18 protein-coding genes are annotated in these 22303 nt (G+C 66.0%); 5 read left to right on the top strand and 13 right to left on the bottom strand.

Annotation, left to right across the window (positions count from 1 at the left end; all coding sequences use genetic code 11):
* Nucleotides 1–22: 22 nt before the first annotated feature.
* Both SLG_RS08420 and SLG_RS08415 read right to left on the bottom strand, forming a co-directional pair.
* Entirely contained in the window at nt 23–3292 is a 3270-nt protein-coding gene (locus tag SLG_RS08420; RefSeq protein WP_148276532.1) for a TonB-dependent receptor domain-containing protein, read from the bottom strand.
* Between the two features lie 215 nt (nt 3293–3507).
* On the bottom strand, nt 3508–4374 hold the full coding sequence (locus SLG_RS08415) for a LysR substrate-binding domain-containing protein (protein ID WP_014076031.1): 867 nt from the start codon (nt 4372–4374) through the stop codon (nt 3508–3510).
* A 127-nt stretch (nt 4375–4501) separates the two neighbouring features.
* Here SLG_RS08415 and phnX point away from each other — a divergent pair, with 127 nt between their 5' ends.
* The 5 genes from phnX to SLG_RS08390 all read left to right on the top strand — a co-directional run bounded on the left by phnX (nt 4502) and on the right by SLG_RS08390 (nt 11353).
* On the top strand, nt 4502–5335 hold the full coding sequence (phnX, locus tag SLG_RS08410) for a phosphonoacetaldehyde hydrolase (protein WP_014076030.1): 834 nt from the start codon (nt 4502–4504) through the stop codon (nt 5333–5335).
* On the top strand, nt 5332–6432 hold the full coding sequence (gene psrA / locus SLG_RS08405; RefSeq protein ID WP_014076029.1) for an iron-containing alcohol dehydrogenase PsrA: 1101 nt from the start codon (nt 5332–5334) through the stop codon (nt 6430–6432). Before phnX ends, psrA begins: the two co-directional genes overlap by 4 nt.
* Before the next feature lie 118 nt (nt 6433–6550).
* Nucleotides 6551–7846 carry an MFS transporter gene (locus SLG_RS08400; RefSeq protein WP_014076028.1) on the top strand — a complete coding sequence of 432 codons (1296 nt, stop codon included), beginning with the start codon at nt 6551–6553 and terminating at the stop codon, nt 7844–7846.
* A 162-nt stretch (nt 7847–8008) separates the two neighbouring features.
* Entirely contained in the window at nt 8009–10159 is a 2151-nt protein-coding gene (locus SLG_RS08395; RefSeq protein ID WP_014076027.1) for a TonB-dependent siderophore receptor, read from the top strand.
* Between the two features lie 15 nt (nt 10160–10174).
* Complete coding sequence (locus SLG_RS08390; RefSeq protein WP_197535683.1) at nt 10175–11353, top strand: PepSY-associated TM helix domain-containing protein; 1179 nt, start codon at nt 10175–10177, stop codon at nt 11351–11353.
* Between the two features lie 12 nt (nt 11354–11365).
* Here SLG_RS08390 and SLG_RS08385 read toward each other — a convergent pair whose 3' ends face one another.
* The 11 genes from SLG_RS08385 to SLG_RS08335 all read right to left on the bottom strand — a co-directional run bounded on the left by SLG_RS08385 (nt 11366) and on the right by SLG_RS08335 (nt 22066).
* Nucleotides 11366–12742, bottom strand: coding sequence for a PepSY-associated TM helix domain-containing protein (locus SLG_RS08385; RefSeq protein ID WP_014076025.1), 1377 nt, complete (start codon nt 12740–12742; stop codon nt 11366–11368).
* A 52-nt stretch (nt 12743–12794) separates the two neighbouring features.
* Nucleotides 12795–14825 (bottom strand): TonB-dependent receptor family protein, encoded by a 2031-nt coding sequence (locus SLG_RS08380; protein WP_014076024.1) that lies wholly within the window; start codon nt 14823–14825, stop codon nt 12795–12797.
* Nucleotides 14826–14855: 30 nt separating this feature from the next.
* Nucleotides 14856–15062, bottom strand: a complete 207-nt coding sequence (locus tag SLG_RS08375) for a hypothetical protein (protein WP_014076023.1) — start codon at nt 15060–15062, stop codon at nt 14856–14858.
* 2 nt (nt 15063–15064) lie between these two features.
* Complete coding sequence (locus SLG_RS08370) at nt 15065–15601, bottom strand: DUF2244 domain-containing protein (protein WP_014076022.1); 537 nt, start codon at nt 15599–15601, stop codon at nt 15065–15067.
* A 78-nt stretch (nt 15602–15679) separates the two neighbouring features.
* A complete protein-coding gene (locus SLG_RS08365; protein WP_014076021.1) occupies nt 15680–16084 on the bottom strand; it encodes a DUF2946 family protein in 405 nt (134 codons plus the stop codon).
* A gap of 81 nt (nt 16085–16165) precedes the next feature.
* The gene (locus SLG_RS08360) at nt 16166–16573 is read right to left on the bottom strand and encodes a Na+/H+ antiporter subunit G (RefSeq protein ID WP_014076020.1); all 408 of its coding nucleotides are present in this window, start codon (nt 16571–16573) and stop codon (nt 16166–16168) included.
* Nucleotides 16570–16839 (bottom strand): K+/H+ antiporter subunit F, encoded by a 270-nt coding sequence (locus SLG_RS08355; RefSeq protein WP_014076019.1) that lies wholly within the window; start codon nt 16837–16839, stop codon nt 16570–16572. Before SLG_RS08355 ends, SLG_RS08360 begins: the two co-directional genes overlap by 4 nt.
* Nucleotides 16836–17327 (bottom strand): Na+/H+ antiporter subunit E, encoded by a 492-nt coding sequence (locus SLG_RS08350; RefSeq protein ID WP_014076018.1) that lies wholly within the window; start codon nt 17325–17327, stop codon nt 16836–16838. Before SLG_RS08350 ends, SLG_RS08355 begins: the two co-directional genes overlap by 4 nt.
* Nucleotide 17328: 1 nt before the next feature.
* Nucleotides 17329–18864, bottom strand: coding sequence for a monovalent cation/H+ antiporter subunit D (locus SLG_RS08345; RefSeq protein ID WP_014076017.1), 1536 nt, complete (start codon nt 18862–18864; stop codon nt 17329–17331).
* Nucleotides 18864–19217 (bottom strand): Na+/H+ antiporter subunit C, encoded by a 354-nt coding sequence (locus SLG_RS08340; protein WP_014076016.1) that lies wholly within the window; start codon nt 19215–19217, stop codon nt 18864–18866. The genes SLG_RS08345 and SLG_RS08340 overlap by 1 nt, the downstream gene beginning before the upstream one ends.
* Complete coding sequence (locus tag SLG_RS08335) at nt 19214–22066, bottom strand: monovalent cation/H+ antiporter subunit A (RefSeq protein WP_014076015.1); 2853 nt, start codon at nt 22064–22066, stop codon at nt 19214–19216. The genes SLG_RS08340 and SLG_RS08335 overlap by 4 nt, the downstream gene beginning before the upstream one ends.
* Nucleotides 22067–22303: the final 237 nt, after the last annotated feature.

The raw sequence follows: 22303 nt of genomic DNA, 5'->3' as shown, positions 1-22303 counted from the left end.
TTCCAGGAGGCGATGACGGTCCTCAGAAACCGAACGTGTATCTGAGCCGGAACTGGCGACCGCGCGGATTGACGGTGCCGACCACGAAGCCATTGTCTTCGTCTGCCACCGGCGGGTCCGCATCGAAGAGGTTGTGCACCGTGAATGTCACGGCATGGCGTGGCTTGCCGTCATTCACCGTGCGGCCAAAGGCATAGCTGGCGTTCAGCGTGTGCTGGATGGCCGGTTTCACCCGGTAATAATAGCGCATCACGCCATTATCATCGACGACATTGATATAGTCGGGGCGGCCGAGGGCCTCATAGATCGCTTCGGTGGTCGCCGCCGAAGTGCTCGAGAAAGAGCCATAATAGGTGGTCAGCCAGTTGACGGACACGCCGCCCTTAGACCAGCCAATGGCGGCATTGCCGATCCATTTGGCGTAGCCGTTGCGGCCCAGCTGATCGATGGTGACGCCTTCATCGGTGAGGTCCTCGTCGCGCTGCAGATTGCGCGTGGCCTCGGCACGCATCGTGAAGCGGCCGAAAGCCGTTTCGGGCGAGCGATACTGCAGGCCGAAATCGAGACCGGACAGAGTGCGCGACCCGAGGTTGATATAGTCGACGACCATATTCTCGATTTCACCCACGACTGCCCGCTTCGAGGCATTGGACGTCTGTGCAGCGTTGTAGGCATCGAAGGCCGCCCGGTCAGCGGCGGTCACGGCACGGCGAACGACGCGGGCACTGCCGGCATAGGCGCCGGTCCCCGAGCCGAGGTCGATCTGATCGATCGATTTTCCGCTGGCCAGCGCGGCCTGGGTCGCCAGATCGAGCGCCAGCTCGTCCAGCGCCAGCACATCGGCATTGCTGAGCGCGCTGATCGCGTCCCGCTGCTTCATCCGCCAATAGTCGCCGGTGATCGACAGGCCGCGAATGCCCGGCACGTCGAGCACGAAGCCGAGACCGAAATTCTCCGCGCGTTCCGGGTTCAGCCGGTTGTTGCCCTGTCGATAAGTGCGGCGCGGGCCGCTGCCGTCCAGCGCAAAGCCGGTGACGCTGTAGCGATAGGGATCCTGCGTGTAGTTCACGCGAAGCAATTGCGTCGTGTCGGTCTGCGCGAGATTGGGCGCCCGGAAGCTCCTGTTGTATGAGCCGCGCAGGCTCAGCCATGGCGTCGGGCTCCACAACAGGCTGAACTTGGGCGTCGTGCTTTCGCCATGGATCGAGAAGCGCTCGTGGCGCACCGCGGCGCCCAGTTCGAGGCGATGGATCAGCGGCAGCGCGTTCGCTGGCGTGATGAGCGGCAGGCCAATCTCGGCATAAGCGGAAAGCACGCGCTGATGCGCACTGACGTCCGCGTTCGGGCTCATCGAGATGAAGTCGTTGTCATTCTCGCGCAGATAGGGGAATTGCGCGCCCGATCCCGGCGGGTTCAGGCCGGCATAGGGAGCTTTCCAGGCATCGTAATTCTCCCAGCGGACTTCCGTGCCGCCCGCCGCTTGGACGCGACCGCCGCCGAATGGCAGCTGGAACAGCTCGCCGGAGAGCTTCGCGTCCCAGGTGATGATCCGCGTCTTTCCGTAGCGATTGTCGGTATCGTACATCGGGTCGGTCACTGACGCCGGATTGGTATAGGGCTTGTCGACCACGATCTTGCCGTTCTCGACCTTGAAGGTCACCGGGAACGGATTGTACGCGGTAGCGTCCGTCCGCTCGAGCGCTTTGCGAACGAGGGATTCGCGGTAGATATTGGTCTCGGTCTCATGGCTGTACGCGCCCGACATCATGACCGCGCTTTCCCAGGACCAGTCGCTGCCGATCGTGCCCCGGACACCGGCAAGGGCCCGGTAGAAGCTGGAGTCGACCTGGATATAGCGGTCCTTCGTGCCGTTCGGCATCGTGCCTGCGGCGATCGTCACATCGGCCGGAGCCCCCTTGATGCGCGGCGTGCCGTCCGCATTGGGCAAGCCATCGATATTGTAGAAGCGTTCGCCGAACGGGTTGTACGGGTTCGACGCGGGGACATAGATGCCCGGCTCGTTCACATTCTGGAGATTGGCGGATTCCCGCTGGCTGTTCGCGCGCGAGCCCGAATAAAGCACGTCGCCGAACAGGGTGAGATTGTCGTTCACCTCATGCTCGATGAACAATGCCCCGTTGATGCGTTCGACCCCGGGGATCAGCGTGCGGTGGGGCAGTCGATTGTGATAATAGCCGTTCTCCACATTGCCCAGCGTCCGGCTCGGCGTGCTCTGCTTGAAGTTGATGCCGCCATTCCCGTCCGGGACAAGGAAGAAGGTGCCGTCCGCAGCCATGGTCGCCACGCCGCCGGTCGGGCTGGCGGTCGTCACGATTCCCGCATTGCCGGCCGGTCGTCCGCTCACGAAGGTCTGGAAGTCGGGCTGGATGTAGCCCCGCCGGAACTGGCCGAAATTGGTGATCGTGCTGCTGTTGTCGAAATCATTGTCGACCGCGAAGGCGGTGCCGGTCTTCGGGTCGACGACGGGAAGACCGTTCCACGGGGCCGGCAGGTCGCGCGTGCGGCGCAAGTCGCTCTGGGTGCCCCAGTCGCGGTCGCTGACCATCATCTTGTCGCGCTTGAACAGGTCGAGCGAGAGGCCGATCGACGTGCGACCGAATTTGAACATATTGGACCCGGTGATCCGATATTCGCCGGCGCCGCCATGTTGCGTCTGGGCCGTCTCGATCGAGAGGCGCCCGCCCTGGGCGTTGGGCGAAACGATCGAATTGATGACGCCCGCGGCGGCGTCTGCGCCGTAGATCGCCGATGCGCCGTCGCGCAGAATTTCCACGCGGCTCAGCAGTGCGGTGGGGATGACGTTGGCGTTCGGAGACAGCGCCGGCACGCCTTGGTCCGTGCCGGACAGCGGATGCGCGGCGATGCGGCGGCCGTTGATCAGCATCAGCGTGCTGCCCGCGCCAATGCCACGCAGGTCGACGGACATGACATCGCCACGCGCAGCCTGCGACCCGATGGTGGCTTCGTTGATCGACGGCGGACCCGCCATGGGCAGCGTCGCGAAAAGATCGGCGCCGGTCGAGCCGCCGCGCAGCGCGATGTCGTCCGCCGTGATGACGCTGATCGGCAGCGCTCCTTCGCTGGTGGAGCGGCGCAGGTTGGTGCCCGTCACCACGATTTCGCCCATGGTGTCGCTCATCGCGTCGCCGGGCGTCGGCTGTGCGATCGCGCTGTCGGACGGGCTTGCCGCCTCGGCTGCATTCGCTTGGGAATGGGCGGCGACGAGCGCGAAAAGGGCGCTGCCGGTCATGGCTGAAAGTCGAATGTTCACGTGGAGACCCCTGATTGTTCCGGAAAGGACTGCGTTGGCCGGGGTTGAGGCGATGTCGCTCGCCTTCTGGACAGCCCCGGCCCTTCGCCTCGACCGGTGAGATAGACAGGGTGCGTGACCGCAATGCTGCGGATTTACCCGTGTTCCGTCGATACAATCACCGAACAATTCGATGGATTGGAGCGCGATGTTGAAAGAGCAGGATGGCGTTATTTTCAGGTGGTCCGCCGGGTCACGGCATTCAGAAATGCAGAGATCAGCAGGCTGCGCCGCCGCTCCCGAAGGCAGCACAGATAGATGTGCGTGACGACGGCGGTGCCCGTGATGGGGAGCGGCACCAGCCGCTCGTCCGGCACATATTCCGATTGCGAGACGGTGCCGATGCCGAGGCCACGGATCACGGCCTCGCGGATCGCCTCGCGACTGCCGATCTCCATCGCGATGCGCGGCTTGCGGCCGATCGACGCCATGGCATCCTCGAGCGCCCGGCGCGTCGTGGAGCCGGTCTCGCGCATCAGCAGACGCTCCTTGGAGAGCTCGGCCAGCTCGATCGAGCCATTGGCGGCCAGGCGGTGATCACGATGTACGAAGGCCGTCACCGGATAGCTCGCATAATGCTGCATATAATAGCGATCATCGTCGTCCGCCCGGGCGACGACGCCGACGTCCGCCGCGTAATTGCCGAGGTCAGTGAGGACGTCGCCTGAGTTGCCGAGCCTCATGGACGTGTAGATGTCCGGATACTGGCTGTGAAAGGCCTCGATCATGGCGATCACATGGAAAGGGCTTACCGCGCCGATCTTGATCGCGCCCTGCCGCAGGGCGCCGCTGTCCTTCAGCAGGATTGCGGCGTCATTCTCCAGCTCGATCATCTGCCGCGCGATCTGCAGGAATTCGGTGCCGACCGGCGTCAGGTCGATGCGCCGCCCCCGTCGCTCGAACAGGCGCGCGCCATGCTCTTCCTCCAGGGCCTGGATCTGTGACGTGATGGTCGTCTGGCTCGTGCGCAAGGCGCGCGCAGCAGCCGTGAAGCCGTTGTAGCGCGCGACCGCGATGAAACTGCGAAGTTGCGTGAGCGTCACGTGAAGGCCCGCTTCCAATCCACCGAAAATATCGGTCGATCAATCGGTATGGCACGTATGTTTCAGGCATATGACTGTCATGTTCGCGCCCTAGAGCCGCTCTGACCGAGACCATCAGAGCAGGTTGATGAACGAGATTGCTTCCCCCCTCGCCTATTCAGGCAAGATCACTGCCGCTATTTTTGACTGGGCCGGGACGGTCCTCGATTTCGGATGCATCGCGCCTGTCGCCGCTTTCCAGGAGGCGTTTGCCAACGCCCGCGTGCCGATCAGCGAAGCGGAAGCGCGTGGGCCCATGGGAGCGGCGAAACGCACGCACATCGAACTGATCCTGGCTGATAAAGCCGTCGCCGGGCGCTGGCTGGCTTACCATGGCAAGCCTTCGGACGAGCAGGACCTCGATGCGCTCTATGCGGATTTCCTGAGGATCGATCAGGTGAATTGCGCGCGCTACAGTGCGCTGATCCCGGGTGCTCTGGAAACGATCGGCGCCCTGCGCGAGCGGGGAATCGCGATCGGGAGCACCACCGGTTATCCGCGCAGCATCATGGATGGGCTCATCCCCCTTGCGGCGGCGCAGGGCTATGAGCCGGATTGCTGCATCACGGTGAGCGATGTCACGCGCGGCCGCCCTTATCCCGACATGATCCTCGCCAATGCCCTCGCGCTCGGCCTCGCCGACGTGCGCGGCGCCATCGTCGTGGATGACAGCCCGAGCGGCCTCACCGCCGGTCGCGCGGTCGGCATGTGGGCGATCGGCATCCTGGCGAGCGGCAACGAAGTCGGCCTGTCGCTGGAGGACTGGACGGCATTGTCCGCCGACGAGCAGGATGCGCATCGGGGTCGCGGCCTTCCGGTCCTTGCTCGGGCGGGCGCCCATTATGTGATCGATACCATCGCCGATCTCCCGCCGATCATCGACGCCATCGAGGCGCGCCTTGCCGGCGGCGAAAGGCCATGAGGCAATGGTCCTTTCACAATCCCGTCGCCCTGCATTTCGGGGCGGGTGTATTCGATCGGGTGAAGGAACAGATCGGGCAGCGCAGATGGCTGCTGGTGACCCATAAAGACGCGCCGTTCGCACCCATGCGCGACCGGCTGCTCGGCCATGTCCACCCGCCCCTCGCCATTGCCGATGCGATCATGCCCAATCCCAGCCTGGCCATGCTGCAGCATGTCTGCGGGCTCCTGCAGGCCAGGGCTGACGGAATAGACGTCATCGTGGCGCTTGGCGGCGGTTCGGTGATGGACACGGCGAAGTTCCTGGCGGCCGGCCATTGCGACTTCAGGAGCGTGGCCTGCTATCTGGATGGACAGGTCGCGCTTGGCGGCAGGGCGCTGCCGGTCATCGCGGTTCCCACCACGGCGGGCACCGGCAGCGAGCTCACCAAATGGGCGACGATCTGGGATCCGGAGCAGGGACGCAAGCTGTCTCTGAACCGGGACGATCTTTATGCCGAGGCGGCCTTCATCGATCCGGAGCTGACCGCGAGCCTGCCCTGGCCCCTCACGCTTGCCAGCGGACTGGACGCGCTGTCCCACGCGCTTGAGAGCCTCTGGAACCGCAACGCAAACCCCATCACGCGCAGCTTCGCCATTGCGGCGGCCGGCGATGTGCTGACGGCGCTCGCCCGGCTGCAGGGAGATCTGGACGATCAGGACGCCCGCTCCATGCTCGCGGCCGGCGCGATGAAAGCCGGGCTCGCCTTCTCGAACACGCAAACGGCGCTGGCGCACAACATCTCCTACCCGATCACACTGGACTATGGCGTCGCTCACGGGATCGCCTGTTCCTTCTGCCTGCCGGAAGTGATGGCCGCCGCGATCGGCGCGGATGATGCGTGCGACACGGCGCTGGGATCGATTTTCGGCGCGCTCGCCCAGGCCCCGCAAGCCCTGCGCCGCAGGCTGACCGATCTCGGCATTGCGGGTGATCCTGCCGCTTTTGGTATCGGTGGCGAGGCATGGCGCGGCATCGTGGCCGACGCCTTTGACGGTCCGCGCGGCCGCAATTTCATCGGGGCGCGCGAACGCTTTCCTGATCGGCCCGTCGCGTGAGCGCCACCGCGCCGATGAGGTCGCGGCAAGGGCTGCCGTCGCGCTGTCATCATGAAGACATGTCTCCCGGCCAGGGAACGTCCCTCTGGCGGAAGCCGACAGCAAGGATTCCCCGGCCGTGACTTCCTCCAGCTCGATCGCGATGATCGCCGCCTTGCCCGACCAGCGGCAATCCTTCCTGCGGGCGCGGCGCAAAGTGCTGCTTGCGACCATGTTCTGCTATCTGTTCTTCTACACGGGGCGGCAAACCTTCGGCTTCGCCATACCCGGCATTCAGGCGGAGTTCGGCGTCAGCAAGGAGACGCTGGGCTGGGTCAGCGCCGCGCTCCTCTGGTGCTACGCCATCGGCCAGGCCATCAACGGCAATCTCGGTGACAAGCTGGGCGGCCGCACGGTCATGAGCGCCGGGGCGATCCTCTCCTGCGCGACGAACTGGGCGGTGAGCTTCTCGACCGGGTTGCTGAGCCTCGGCTTCCTCTGGGGCCTCAACGGCTATTTCCAGGCGATGGGCTGGGCGCCCGGCAGCCGCGTCCTCTCCAACTGGTTCGGGCCGGGCGACCGGGGGAAGGTGTTTGGCTGCTATGTGTTTGCGGCGGGCATGGCTTCGGTCCTCAGCTTCGTGACCTCCATCCTTGTGGTCCATATCTTCGAGATGGAGTGGCGCTGGATTTTCCGCATCCCGGTGCTGCTGATGCTGCTGGGTGGGCTGACCTTCTTCTTCGTCGCGCGAGAGCGTCCGGAAGACCTGGGTTTCGGTTCCCCGCATGCCTCCGAGCGTGAGGCCGTTTCCGAGACAAGCGAAGAAAGCTCGATGCAGCGCTACCGGGCGGTGCTTTCCAACTGGCGGATATGGATGGGGGGCCTGGCGATCGGCTTCCAGAACGCGGCCCGCTACGGCCTGCTGGTCTGGGTTCCGGTCCATTTCATCGGCGGAGACGGCGCCGCAGCGGCGGGCACGGGAAGCCTGATCGCGCCGGAATGGACGACAATCGCGCTACCGGTCGGCATGGCGATCGGGGCCGCGACCAACGGCTACATCTCGGATCGCTATTTCGCCACCCGTCGCTATGTCGCCATCGTCCTGTACATGACGCTCGCCACGGCGATGGCCTTGCTGATGTACAGCATTCCGGCCGCGTCCGTTCAACTCGGGCTTGCCGTGCTCTTCCTCTGTGGCTTCTTCGTCTATGGACCACAGGCCAGCTTCTGGGCGCTCTGCCCGGATCTCGTCGGCCATCGCCGCGCGGGCACCGCGGTCGGCGTCATGAACTTCTTCGCCTATCTGTTCGCCGGCCTTGGCGAGCCGCTGATCGGCAAGGTGATGGACAGCAGCGGCACCACCTCCGTCATCTTCCTGCTCGTCGCCATGGCAAGCGGCGCAAGCGCCGTGACGGCGTCTTTCATCCGCCGCTGACCTGACGATCGAGGCGGCAATACGGCCTTCCGGCCCTCCGCGCAGCCTGCGCAACCCTCTCAATTCCCGAACAGAAAAATCCAGAAACAGGCCATTGCATTCCTAAGCACCCTTCAATAGTTGCGACTAACTCGCATTATCGAATCTTCCGAGGGGGCTGTCTTGTCTGTTTTCCGATCCATCCTGCTTGCGTCCGTCGTTCTGCCCGCCGCGCTGTCTTCCGTGCCCGCGCTCGCGCAGCAGGCGCCTCTTCCGGCCGATGCCGGCGAGAGCGACGGGGCCGATACGATCATCGTCACCGGCCGGGTCCAGCGCCTGTATCGCGCGGAGCAGACGACGGTGGGCAAGGCTGCGGAAGACCCGATGAACATCCCGCAGTCCGTGCAGGTCATCAATTCCGAGCTGTTCACAGATCAGGGCGCCCGTGATGCAACGGACATCTATCGCAACATCTCGGGCGTCAGCTTCTTCAGCTATGCCGGCGTGACGTTCCGGGGGTTCCGGCAGGACCAGTCCTTCTATGACGGGCAGCGCGGCAATCCGTTCATCGGCTTTTCCGTCCCGCAACTGTTCAACATCGAGCGGGTGGAGGTCCTGAAGGGTCCGGCCGGCCTGTTCTTCGGCCCCGGATCGCCCGGCGGCATCATCAATTACGTGTCCAAGACCCCGTCCGACACGTCTTCGCTGCGCATGGTCGCCACCGGCGGCAATTATGATCGCGTCGGCATCTCGGCGGAAGCGACAGGGCCGGTCGATGCCGACGGCGTCATCACTTATCGCCTTGGCGGTTTCTACGAGGCCATGGACCCGTATCGGCGCAACACGCAGAACAAGGCGAAGATCGCCGATGGCGCGATCGCGATCCGCACCAACGAGGGCGGCAAGCTCACGCTGCAGGCCACGATCTACGACAATTATCTGCGCGCCAACCGGCTGCGCGGCGTCCTTGTCGACGATGCCGGCAATTTCCTGACGGATATCCGCTGGAACGCCAATGAGCCGACCGACTTCCTGCATCTCAAGAGCCAGGCCTATCAGGCCCGCTATGAGACGAGCGTGGGGGACCGTGTGACGTTCGACGCGGGCGTGCGCTATTTCGATGCGCGCGAGGCCCAGAAATATCACGAGCCGCGAGGACTCGATCCGGCCAATCCCGATCTCGTCCGCCGGGAGTTCCGCGATCAGATCCGCCCGGTCCACGGCCTCTCGTTCATGACCAATGCCACGGCCCGGGTGGACCTGTTCGGCATGGAGCACAAGTTCCAGGCCGGGGCGGACTGGTATGACGAGAAGAATGTGCTGGATTCCCGCATCCTGCGGACGGGCGTGACGTCCCTTAGCCTTTCCAACCCAGTCTATGGGGGCGCAGCGGAGGGCGATGCGGCGCGCGCAGCACTGCTGCCGTTCACCACGACCGATACCCGGACCAAGCGGCAGGGCGTCTATCTGCAGGACCAGATCAGCCTGACGCGCAGCCTGCTGCTGGTGGGCGGCGTGCGTTACGATCATTTCGAGGACAAGGTGACGACCAGCACCGACGGGACGGTGAGCAACCGCTCCTCCTATCGGGATGGTGACGTCACGTTGCGCACGGGCCTGATCTTCAAGCCGCTGCCGGACATCTCGACCTATGTCAGCTGGTCGCAGAGTTTCGAGCCGCAGGCGGCCGCCAGCCAGGATGCCAATGCCGGCGGCCCGTTCGCGCCCGTCACCGGCAACCAGATCGAGGGCGGCGTGAAGACGCAGTTGCTCGACGGACGGCTCCAGGCCAATCTCGCGGCCTATCGCATCGTCCGCCGGAACATCCTGCAGGTCGATCCTTCGCTTCCGCCCGTGAACGGCGTCGACCAGCTCGCCCCGATCGGCGAGGTGACGAGCAAGGGCTTCGAGGTGGACCTCGCCGCCGACATCACGCCCGACTGGGTCTTGCTGGTGAATTATGGCTATAACGACACCCGGATCACCGGGACGGTCGCCGGTCAGGCGATCACCAATGCGGTCGGGGACCGCTTCGCCAACGCGCCCCGGCACAAGGTCGGCTTCTGGACGCGTTATCAGTTTCCGGGGCTTGACGCGGCCTTCGCCTTCGGCGGCGAGCATGTGTCCAGCCGCATCAGCCTTTCCGGCCAGTCGGTGCAGCCCTACACGATTTTCGACGCGTCGATCACCAAGGGGCTGGGCTTTGCCGAACTGCTGCTCCGGGTCGATAACATCTTCGACAAGGTCTATGCCGCATCCGGCTTCAGCGCGCAGAGCGGGCATTTCCCCGGCGAGCCGCGCACCTTCCTGGCCGAGCTGCGCGTCCGGTTCTGACGGCCGATGCGACCGGTGAAACCACCCAAGCGGCGTTCCCTGTGGTGGCGCGTGCACAGCTGGGCGGGGCTGAAGCTCTCGATCTTCCTGACCTTCATCCTCGCCACCGGCACGCTTGCCGTGTTCGCGCATGAGATCGACTGGCTGGTGACGCCCGCCATGCGCGTCACGCCGCAGGATCGCCCGCTTGCCAGCTGGGGCGAGATCGCGCAGGCCGCCGCGCGCGCCGAGCCGGAGGGACGCCTGCAGACGCTCCATGCGCCGATCGATCCATGGTTCGCCGTTGAGGCATGGGTGGACATGGGCAAGGGCGCGCCGCGCCGCGTCTATGTCGACCCGTGGGAAGCGCAGGTGACGGGCACGCATGGCTGGGCGAATGTCCACCGCTTCCTGCGTCAGGTGCATCGGCACCTCATGCTGCCCACCCGGATCGGCATTCCCATCGTCAGCTCGCTGGCCTTTCTGCTGCTGGCATCGCTCGTCACCGGCATCGTCACTTACAAGAAATGGTGGCGAGGCTTCCTGCGCCTCCCGCGCGGCGGCGACGCGCGGCGCTTCCAGGGGGAGTTGCACCGGCTGGCCGGCGTGTGGAGCCTGTGGTTCGTGGCGCTCATGACGGTGACCGGCATCTGGTATCTCGTCGAGACGCTCGGCGGGCGCGCGCCGGTGCCGGAGCTGCCGCGCCTCGCTGTCACTGCCGCGCCGGTGACCGGCCCCGCGCTCGACCGGCTTGTCGCCACCGCGCGCGCGGCGAAGCCCACGCTCTCGATCCGCGAGATCCGCTTCACGCCGGATAATGGCGTCATCTTCCTGGGGCAGGATCGCGCCTGGCTGGTGCGCGAGCGCGCCAATGGCGTGGCGGTCGATCCGGCCACCGGCCGCGTGACCGCCATGCTGGATGGCCGCGACCTCTCCGTCCACCAGCGCATTTCGGAAATGGCGGACCCGCTGCACTTCGGCACGTTCGGCGGGCTCGCAACCAAGATCATCTGGTTCCTCGCCGGCGCGCTGCTCACCGGCCTGTCCGTCACTGGCATGCTGATCTACGCCAGGCGTATCCAGCGCGCCGATCGCGTCGAAGGCGGCGGGGTGCGCATCGCATGGGCCGGCATGGGGCTCTGGGCCTATGTGTCGATCGCAGCGGTCATCCTGGCACTGGCCTTGACCCCGGGGGCGATCGGCGGCGCCAGCTAGAGCTCGCCCTCGTCATGCGGCGCCGAGCCACCGGGCAAGCCGTGGCAATCGGGGGAAAGCCAAGCGCTCGACGAGCCAGATGAGCAGCAGCGAGAGGGCGAGCAGCGGCAGCAGCGCCGCAGAGGCCAGCAGGATGGTGACGACAACACGCCCCGGCCTTTCCGCCGCCGACGGCGCGCCAAGCCTGCCCGCGGGCTTGCGCCGGCGCCACATCATGAAGCCGCTGACGGCCAGGGTGATCAGTCCGGCGGCGGTCAGCACGCCGATCGCCTGATTGAGCGGACCGAAGAGCTGTCCCTGATGCCAGGCGATGCCGTAGCCCACCATGCGGTCGATGACATGGATGTCTCCGAACCGCTCGCGGTAGAGTTGCTCGCTGCCATCGCGGCTGAAGCGGATGGTCTGCTGCAGGGGCACGTTGGCCGCGTCGGAGCGGATCGTCCACGCCATCTCCCCGGGCGCGCCGAACCGGCCGGGCGCGCCGGGCGGCGTGACGATGGCGGGAAAGGCGAGACGTTCGGATCGTGCCCGCGCCACCATCGCGTCGAAAAGCGTCGGCGAAAAGGCGCCGTCATCCCCGCCCATGTGCCCGACGCCGGAATGGCCGTCATGATGAGGTGCATGGGGTTCTGCTGCGGCAATCGGCTGCCGTTCCTCGGCTGCCCCCTCTTCGGTCACCCAGGGCGAAGCACCTTTCACCCAACCCAGCTCAGCACGCAGCCGGTTGAAGCCGCTGCCCCAGACGTCCGTCCACGGCAGGCCGGTCAGCAGCAGCACCAGCGCGAGCCCGGAAATCCAGAAGCCCGTGACGGCATGCAGGTCGCGCCAGAACAGGCGCCGCCCGCCCGTCAGCCGCGGCCACAGCACGCCGGCCATCCCCTGCCCGCGCGGCCACCAGAGATACAGGCCGGACGCGATCATCAGGATCGCCCAGCTCGCCGCCAGTTCCACCAGCCAGTTGCCGGCCTTGCCGATCATCAGTTGGCTGTGGACGGTCTTGACCAGCGCCATGATCCGCGCCTCTGGCCTGAGGCTCCCCACGACCGCCCCGTCGGCAGCGACGAACGTCTCCCGCACGCCTCCGCCATCCGGCAGATCGAGACGCACCATTGCCGCGTCACCGGCGCGCTCGGGCAAGCGGTAGTCCAGCAGATGCGCACCTGGAAAGGCGGCCATCGCAGCCTCCACCTGCCGCGATGGCGCGCCCTGCGTTGCGACTGGCGATCCCCGGAAGTCCCGCTCTTCCCAACGCTCGATCTGCGGCTTGAACAGATAGAGCGCGCCCGAGAGCGACAAGGTGATGATGAAGGGCAGCACGAACAGCCCGGCGTAGAAATGCCATCGCCAGATCGTGCGATAGCTGTTCGGGCGGGGCTGTCCGGTTGCCATGTCGGTTGTCCTCAGGAGCGCTTGATGAAGGTCAGGTTGCGGCCGCGCATGGTCACCAGCGGAACCGGATGCCACCATAGACGGCCCGGCCCGTGCCCGGATTGAATATCTCCGACGTCAGGTTGGCTGTGCCGGCAATGGCCACCGTGGAGATGTATCGCTTGTCGGTGAGGTTGCGTCCCTCGACATAGAGCGACCAGCGCTCGCCCAGATCAAACCCGGCCTTAAGGTTCAGCAACGCGTAGGGATCGACCGTCAACGTGTTGGCATTGTCAGCGAAGTAGTGGCCCGGCGCCCATTCGACATTCGGGCCAGCGTAGAAGCCGCCCGGATGCTTGTAGAGCATCTCGGCACGCAGATAATGTTTCGGCACGCCGGGGATGCGATTGTTGGCGTAGATAGCGTCATCATCGAAGAAGAAGTCGCTGAAAGTGTAAGCCGCGGTCAGCGCGAGGCTATCACCGGAGGCCGAGAGCGGAATGGTCGCGTCGAGCCCTGCTTCGATCCCCTGATGCACGGTGCGATCGGCATTGGTCGTCGTGCACGGCGCCCAGGGGAAGAGCGTGAGGCATTGAAGCTCGTCGCGGATATCCGAGCGATACAGCGAGACATCCCAGCCGATGATGCCGCTGCGCCCGCGTGTGCCGATCTCATAGGTGGTCGCCCGCTGCGCCTTCATACTCGTCGTCGGCGAGGAGAAAATGCCCGCGTCGTAGCTCGGCACTTCGGCACTGCGCGAGACATTGGCGAAGAGCTGGACGTCCGGCTGCACGTCCCACAGCACACCGAACTTCGGGCTCCACAGGTCGAAGCTCTGACGGCCTGACCCGGTGCCGATCCGGTCGCGCCGATCGCGGGTCGCGTGCAGATACTGGACGCCCGCGATCAGCGCGAGGTTGGGCTGAACGTAGAGCGAATCCTCGGCATAGACGGAAAGGTTCTTCGACTTGTCGACCATGGATTGAGTGAGGTCGCCCTTCACCGCGCCGGGCAGATTGACGAACTGCTCGGTATCCATCGTGCCGTTGTGGAGATTGGCGCCGAGGATCAGCCGGTTGCGCAGGCCGCCGAGATTGCGATCGTCCACGGCGCGCAGGAACCCGCCATAATCGTCCACGGTGTAGTCGAGATACTGGTAGATCGGATGATCGACATGGCGCCAGTTATAGAAGGCGCCGAACTCCAGCACCGTCTGGTCGAGCCGGACCGTCGTCTTGTTCGAGATGCGGATGGAATCGACATTGCGCTGCTGGTCCTGATCGACCCAGGCGGGGTTCGCGGCACGCGGATTGCCCAGCGCCTGCTCTTTCGAGACCTCGCCCGGAATGCGCTGGTTGGTGGAGGCGCCGGTCAGATAGAAGCGCGTCTCGACATTGGGCGAGATGCGGTATCCCACGTTCATGTTACCGCGAAGGGCATTGCCATCGCTATGGTCGCGATAGCCGTCGATCCGCTGTGCCGAGACGGTCGCGAAATAGTCGAGCGCGCCTGAAACCCCGCCTGTGCTGGCTTGCCCCTTCACATAGCCGAAACTGCCGACGTCGATGCGCGCATCGAGCGGCGCGGCATCGCGTCCGGTCGGCGTAACGAGATTGATCGCGCCGCCGAGCGCATTGGCCCCGAAACGCAGCGCGTTGCCGCCCTTGAACACCTCCACATAGCGATAGGCGCTGGGATCGACCTCGAAGAAGTCGACGAGGCCATCCGCCGTGTTCATCGGCACGCCGTCGAGCAGCAAAGCAATGCCGCGTGCGCCATAGGCTCGCGAGAGCCCCGATCCGCGCACCGAGACGCGCGCATCGTCGCCCATGCGCGGCTGCGTGATGACGCCCGGCACATAGCCAAGGATGTCCTTGATATGCTGGACCGGCGTATTCTTGAACGCCGTATCCGGGACCACCTCCACCCCACCGGGCGTTCTCTCGATCTCGGTGCGGGCCTGATCGGTATTGAGTGTGCCGATGACGAGGATGTCATCCGGTGCAGAGCCTCTTGTTCCGGTCCCGGTCGGGGTTCCGGTCTGGGCCTGCGCCGGCATGGTTGCGGCAAGAGCTGCGCCAAGCGCGATGATGGACGTCTTCATGGTCTGTGTTCCTGTCTGGATATGGTCTGGTCAGGCGCCGGCGCCGGAATGGCGGGCGTCATGCAGGCAGGTCGCCGCGTCCTGGGCGGCGACCGGCGGGATATGTTCGATGAGGTCGAGGCCCAGCGCCGCGTCCGCGCCGCGCGCGACGAAGCAGAGCGCGACCAGCAGCCAGGTGCGGCGGCGGAAGCGACGCAGTTGCCGCGCGCGCCTCTCGGGAAGAGCGAGCCAGCGCATCCTCAACGCCCCCGCGCGGCGGCGAGGGCGCGTGCCACCAGTGGCGCCACCTCTCGCTTCTCGTCGAGGCTCAGGCAGCGCCCGAACTCGATCGCGCCCTCCCGGCACCGCAGGAAGAGGCGCAATTCGGCCGCGCTTCGCCCTTCCGTGGCGAGCCGCATCCAGCAGGCGGGATAGTCCACGCTGCGCCCGGCGCTGTCGCGGTGCCGCACGCGGCCGTCATCGAGCTCGAGCGTCTCGCTGGCGGGTCGGGATCGTGCATGCCGCTCCAGCGCGAAGGTCAGCGCGGCGATGGTGACCATCGAGAAGACCGGCACCGGCCATTGCCCCTCCATCGCGGGACCAAGGGTGGTCAGCATGAACAGCAGGGCGATCATGCCGACGCACGCCCGCGCCGCGCGGGTCAGGTGCGAGCGGTTCTCCCGCATGTGCAGGATGAGGGGATGGTCGGTCGTGTCGTCTCGTGATGAACCGGGCGGCAGCTCGTGGCGGGGCGCGCCCCAGGGCCGTTCGGGTGAACGGCGCAGTAACTGATACATAGGAAAATGCTCCGGCAGGGCCGGTGCATGCGCGCGATCAGGCGCTCAGACCGGCCGGTCCGACAAAATGCGGTTTTGTCAGGCGAACGCCGGTGGCCCGCGCAGCGGCGGACGGAGATGGAAGATGCGCCGGGGATGCGGCAGCCGCACCGGCGCGAAGCCGAGCGCGATGATGAAGGCGAGCGCGATGGCGAGCAACGCTGGTCCCGCCCCGGCCAGCGAAGCCATGGAGAGCGAGGAGAAAGCGCAGTCGCTTTTCCCCTGCTTGCTGCCGTGATCGCCGGGTTCGCCGTTCATCGGAATGACGATTTGCCTGGTGACCGGCTCGCCGAGCCCGTCATGGCAGATCTGGACGGTCAGTACCTTGCTGTTCTGCCCGATCATGTAGCCGCCCGGCACCAGCGCCTTCATGCACAGCGCGGCGAGCACCAGCAGCAGGGCGATTGCGCGATGACGCAGGAAAAGGGCACGAAGCGGCAGCATCCTGGCAGGTCCTTAGCCGAGCGGAAATCCAAAGTCATCCCTCGCGCGCCAGCCTTTCGCGGGATCACGCTGCCCCTGCCGCTACGGCATCCTCGCGCCGTCCTCGCTGCCGAAGCTTGCCCAATGGGCCTCGGGTGGCGGCGGCGGCAGGGGGTCGTGGATGGCCTTCCCCCCTTCCCCGTCATCGCCGCTGCGCCGCCGGTGGAGATGCGCCTTGGCGATCATGTTCGCCGAGACGGGCGCGGTGATGAAGAGGAAGAGCGTGATGAGCAGCTCGTGCGCCGACCAGCTGCCCGCCTTGAGCGGAAAGTAGATCATGGAGGAGATGAGGCAGCTTCCCACGCCCAGCGTCGTCGCCTTGGTCGGCCCGTGCAGGCGGCTCATCAGCGTCGGCAGCCGCGTGAGGCCCCAGCTGCCGATGAGCGCGAAGGCCCCGCCGAGCAGGATGAGGAAGGCGATGAGCGCCTCGGCGATCACGTCCAGGCTCATTCCACGATGTCCCCCCGCAGCAGGAACTTGCAATAGGCGACAGTCCCCACGAAGCCGACCATCGCCAGCAGGAGTGCCGCCTCGAAATAGGTCGTGCTGGTCTCGTAGATGCCGAACAGGATGATGAGCGCGATCGCGTTGATCACCATCGTGTCGAGCGCGAGGATGCGGTCGCTGCTGTTGGGGCCCTTGAGCAGCCGGTAGAGGTTGAGCAGCATGGCCAGTCCCACGCAGCCCAGGGCGATAATGAGCGCGATGCCGATCATGGGAAGATCCCCTTCAGCCGGGCTTCGTAGCGGGACTTGATCCGCGCCACTTCGGCAGCCTCGTCCGGCACGTCCAGCGCATGGACGAGAAGATGGCGCCCGTCGGTCGAGACGTCCGCCGAGACTGTTCCCGGCGTCAGGCTGATCGTCCCGGCCAACGTCGTGATCGCCTCGGCGGAAGTGAGGTCCAGCGGCACGAACAGCCAGTGCGAGCGCAGGTCGCGATTGCGCCGGAACAGGATCAGCGCGGCCACCTGGAAATTCGCCACCACGATGTCCCACAGCACGATGCCCAGATAGGCCACCATCGGCCAGCCGAAGCGCAGCAGCGGCCGGTCCGGCCAGAACGGCCCGGTGAAGATCGGCACGAGCGTGGCGAAGACGAGCCCCAGCAGCAGGCCGCCCGGCGTGAGGCTGTTGAGCATCAGCATCCAGACGATCACCAGCAGGACGAAGAGGCCGGGATGCGGGAAAAGCCGTCGCAGCATGTTATCGCTCCCCCACTGCCGGGCCGAGCACCGCCTCGATATAGGCGGCCGGCGCGAAGATCTGGCTGGCGGTCTCCTGGGCATAGTGGCTCGCTACGCCCGCACCCACGGTCAGGCCACCAAGGAGCAGGAGCAGGAAAAGCACCGGCAGCAGCTCCGTGAAACCCGGCGGCGAGGGCGCCGCGGTGCGGAAGGAAGGCTGCGGCATCGCCGAAGCGCTTTTCCAGAAGATCGCGCTTCCCACCCGGGCCATGCCGAGCATGCCGAGCAGCGTCGTGCCGAGGATGGTCGCCCAGATCCAGGCGCGCCACGGGTCGGTCAGGGTCGCCTGCAGGATCAGCAGCTTGCCGATGAAACCGGAGAGCGGCGGCATCCCCACCAGCGCCATGGCCGCCAGCAGGTAAAGCAGGGAAAGGCGTTCCAGCCCGGCGAAGCGCACGCCCGGCACCACAGCGTCGCCATAGCTCCCGCGCCGGCGCGCGATGATGTCGACGAGGATGAACAGCAGGGCCGCCGTCAGCGTCGTATGCGGGAGATAATAGAGGCCCGCTGCCATCGCGCCGGGATCGAAGCGCGAGACGGAGATCAGCAGCGTGCCGGTCGATCCGATCAGGGCGAAGGCGGCGAGATCGCGCAGGCCCCGCGCGGCGAGCAGCCCCAGGAAACCGATGATGGTCGTCGCCAGCGCGCTGGGCAGCATCCACGGCATCGGCGCCCAGGCCGCCGCGCCTGCCTGCGCGCCGAAGATCAGCGGCACGGTGCGGATGATGGCGTAGATGCCCACCTTGGTCATGATGGCGAAGAACGCCGCGACGGCGGGCGATGTCGCGGCATAAGTGCGCGGCAGCCAGAGATGCAGCGGCAGCAGCGCCGCCTTGAGCGCGAAGACGCACAGCAGGATCAGCGCCCCCGCTCGGACGAGCCCGCCGTCGCTTGCCGGCAGGGCGGGAATGCGCACTGCCATGTCCGCCATGTTGAGCGTGCCCGTCACGCCATAGAGGATCCCGAGCGCGATGAGGAACAGCGTCGAGCCGACGAGGTTGATGACGACATACTGGACGCCCGCCTTCAGGCGCTCGGGCCCCTGGCCGTGGAGCATCAGGCCATAGGAGGCGATCAGCAGCACTTCGAAGAAGACGAACAGATTGAACAGGTCGCCGGTCAGGAAAGCGCCGTTCAGCCCGAGAAGCTGGAACTGGAAGAGCGGGTGAAAGTGCCAGCCCTTCCGGTCGAGCCCCGAGATGACGGCATGGGCCAGCACCGGCAGCGCCAGCAGCGCGGTCAGCAGCAGCATGAGCGCGGCGAGCCGGTCCAGCACCAGCACGATGCCGAACGGCGCAGGCCAGTTCCCGAGTGCATAAGCGTTGACCGCGCCTGTGCTGGCGGTGAGCAGCATGTGGAGCGCGAGGGCGATCAGCAGCAGCACGCTGCCCAGCGACAGGGCCGCGCCGATCCAGCGCCGGCGCCGCATGAAGAGCAGCGAGGCGGCGGCCGCGATGGCCGGCAGGAGAAGAGGCGCGACGATCAGCTGATCCATCACGGCTCCCCGCGCTCGTCCGGGTCGGGCTTGCCGTCCACCTGGTCCGTCCCGCTTTCGAGATAGGAGCGCAGCGAAAGCACCACCACCAACGCCGTCATGCCGAACGCGATGACGATCGCGGTGAGCACCAGCGCCTGTGGCAGCGGGTCCGTATAGTCCATCAGCCCTTTCTCGTAGATCGGCGGGCGATCCACTTTCAGCCGGCCCATCGAGAACAGGAACAGGTTGATGGCATAAGAGAGCATGGCGAGGCCGAGCACGACCTGGAAGGTCCGCGCCCGCAGGCACAGATAAATGCCCGCCGCCGTGAGCACCGCGATGGCGCTGGCGATCAGGAATTCCATGCTCATGACAGCTCCTTCCTGATCCGGGCCGGGTCGATGTCCATCGGGCCGCTGTCCGGGAACACTTCCTTCTGCGCGCGCTGGGCGATGTTGCTGAGCTCGGCGAGCGCGAGCATCACTGCGCCGATCACGGTCATGGCCACGCCGATGTCGAACAGCATGGCCGTCGCCAGCTCGAACGTGCCGACGACCGGCAAGGTGAAGTAGCCGAAAGCGCTGGTGAAGACGGGCAGGCCGAACGCCAGCGATCCCAGGCCCGTCAGCGCCGCGATGATGACGCCGAGGCCGATCATCAGATGCTCGTCCACCTGCCGGCGCTGCTCGGCCCATTCGAAGCCGGACGCCATATATTGCATCAGCATCGCGATGGAGATGACAAGCCCGGCAATGAAGCCGCCGCCCGGCATGTTGTGGCCGCGCAGGAAGATGTAGAGGCCGACCAGCACGGCCAGCGGGAACAGCAGGCGCGTCGCCACGACGAACATCATCGGATGGCGCTCGGGGGAGCGGACGATGTCCGGGATCCAGGCGAGCAGCCGCCGTCCCGAGGCACCCATGATCGCGGTCTGCAGCAGCGCGAAGATAGTGAGCGCCGCGATGCCGAGCACGATGATCTCGCCGAAGGTGTCGAAGGCGCGGAAATCCACCAGCGTCACGTTGACAACATTGGTGCCGCCACCGCCCGAATAGCTGTTCGCCCAATGATATTGCGAGATCGGGTCATTGGGTTGCCGGGTCATGACAGCATAGGCCGCTACGCCCGTCGCGAGCCCCCCTGCCCCGCCCAGCACGGCATCGCGCAGACGCCGCGCGTTGCCGGACAGGCGTGGCGGCGTCTTCGGCAGGAGATTGAGCGCCAGCAGCAGCAGCAGGATCGTCACCACTTCCACGGAGATCTGCGTGAGCGCGAGGTCGGGCGCCGAGAGGTAGATGAAAGCGAGCGAGACGATCAGGCCGATGACGCTGATGAAGATCAGCGTCAGATAGCGTTGCCGCTGGGCGCGCACCACGGCCAGCGTCGCGCAGATCAGCAGCAGCCAGGCCACCACGGCGAGCGGCGGCGCGGGCAGCGTGGGGCCTGTCCCTGCCGGCAGCCCGCCTGTCATCGCGCCTTCGACACCCAGGAGAATGGCGACGAGGAACAGGAACGCCATCTGCCGCTGGAGCGACTGGTTGTGAACGAACAGCGTCATTGTCCGGCTGGCGTGGACGACCATCTCCACCCCGCGCTCGAACAGCGGCTTGGCATAAGGCAGCGGCAGCCGCTCCCAGAGCGAGAGCAGGCCGGCGTGCCGCGCCAGCAGGATGGCGCCGCCCCCGATCGCCAGCACGCTCATGTACAGGGCCGGCGTAAAGCCATGCCAGAGCTTGGGCGCGAAGCGGATGGCGGCATCACCCGTGACCGCCTGCGCGACGGGGAGGATCAGCGGCGCCGCGATGGTGGCGGGCCACAGGCCGATGGCGATCACCAGCAGCACGAGCAGGCCGGATGGTCCCCACAAGCCGAAGGATGGATCGTGCGGCTTGCCGGGATAGCTCGCCCGGCGCGGCCCGAGATAGACCTGCACGATGTAGCGCAGCGAATAGGCCACCGAGAGCAGCGCGCCGAGCGTCGCCAGCGCCGGGATCAACCAGGACGATCCAAGCCACTGGAAATGCGTCGCCTCTTCCAGCATCATTTCCTTGGAGAGGAAGCCGTTGAGGGGCGGAATGCCGGCCATGGAGGCCGCCGCGACGATGCCCAGCGTCGCCGTGATCGGCATGAGCGTGGCCAGTCCGCCCAGCGCGCGGATGTCGCGGGTGCCTGCCTCATGGTCGACGATGCCGGCGTTCATGAACAGCGCCGCCTTGAAAGTCGCATGATTGAGGATGTGGAACAGGCCGACGATAGCGGCGGCCGGCGTACCGAAGCCGAACAGCATCGTCAGCATGCCGAGCTGGCTGATCGTCGAATAAGCGAGGATCGATTTGAGATCGTGCCGGAACAGCGCCACGGTCGCACCGATCAGCATGGTGACGAGGCCGGTGGTGGCGACCAGATAGAACCACAGCTCCGTCCCGGCCAGCACCGGCCAGAGGCGCGCCAGCAGGAATATGCCTGCCTTCACCATCGTTGCCGAGTGCAGATAGGCGCTCACCGGCGTCGGCGCGGCCATGGCGTGCGGCAGCCAGAAGTGGAACGGGAACTGGGCCGACTTGGCGAAGCAGCCGATCAGGATCAGCACGAGCGCCACGGGATAGAGGCTCGAATGGCGGATGGCGTCGCCACTCGCGAGGATGCTGGTCAGTTCGTAGCTGCCGGCCGCCTGCCCGAGCAGCAGCAGGCCCGCCATCAGCGCAAGGCCGCCGCCGCCCGTCACCAGCAGCGCCATGCGGGCGCCCTGCCGCGCTTCCGATTCGTGCCGCCAGAAGCCGATCAGCAGGAAGGAGGACAGGCTGGTGAGTTCCCAGAAGACGAGCAACAGCAGCAGGTTGTCCGAGATCACGATGCCCAGCATCGCGCCCTGGAACAGCAGCAGATAGGAAAGGAAGCGCCCCATGGGATCGGCCGCGGAGAGATAAAAGCGCGCATAGATGATGATGAGCAGGCCGATGCCCAGGATCAGCCCGGCGAACATGAGGCCGAGCGGATCGAGGAACAGGCTGAACGCGAGGCCGAGGCCGGGGACCCAGTCGAGACGCGCCGCCGGCACCTCGCCCTGCAGCACGGATGGCGCCAGACTGACCAGAATGAGCAGCGCCGCGCCAGTCATGGCGCCTGCAGCGGTCGCCTGGACCGTGCGTCCGGCGCTTCCGAGCGACGCAAGGAGCAAGGTGCCCAGAAAGGGCAAGGCGATCAGTAGCAGCAGTAGCAATCCGGTCCTCCGCTCCGCCTCAGTGTCAGCATGGCTCGCGATGTGCAATCAAATCCGGCGCTTAGGGCTGTATTCCGGCCACCCCTTTCCTCCCGCGCGATTTCCCCGGCCTGACCTCGATCAAGGCACAGGCGCTCCTCCCCACCTAGTCATGACCCGGTCCCTGCCGCAGCCCCCTTTTGGTTGTCCATGTCTGTCCGGCAGCGAATCAACCCGTCGCATTCGAAGGGAGAGAAA

The organism is Sphingobium sp. SYK-6 (assembly GCF_000283515.1).
GTDB lineage: Bacteria > Pseudomonadota > Alphaproteobacteria > Sphingomonadales > Sphingomonadaceae > Sphingobium > Sphingobium lignivorans.
This window is presented reverse-complemented; position numbering and strand designations above follow the sequence as displayed.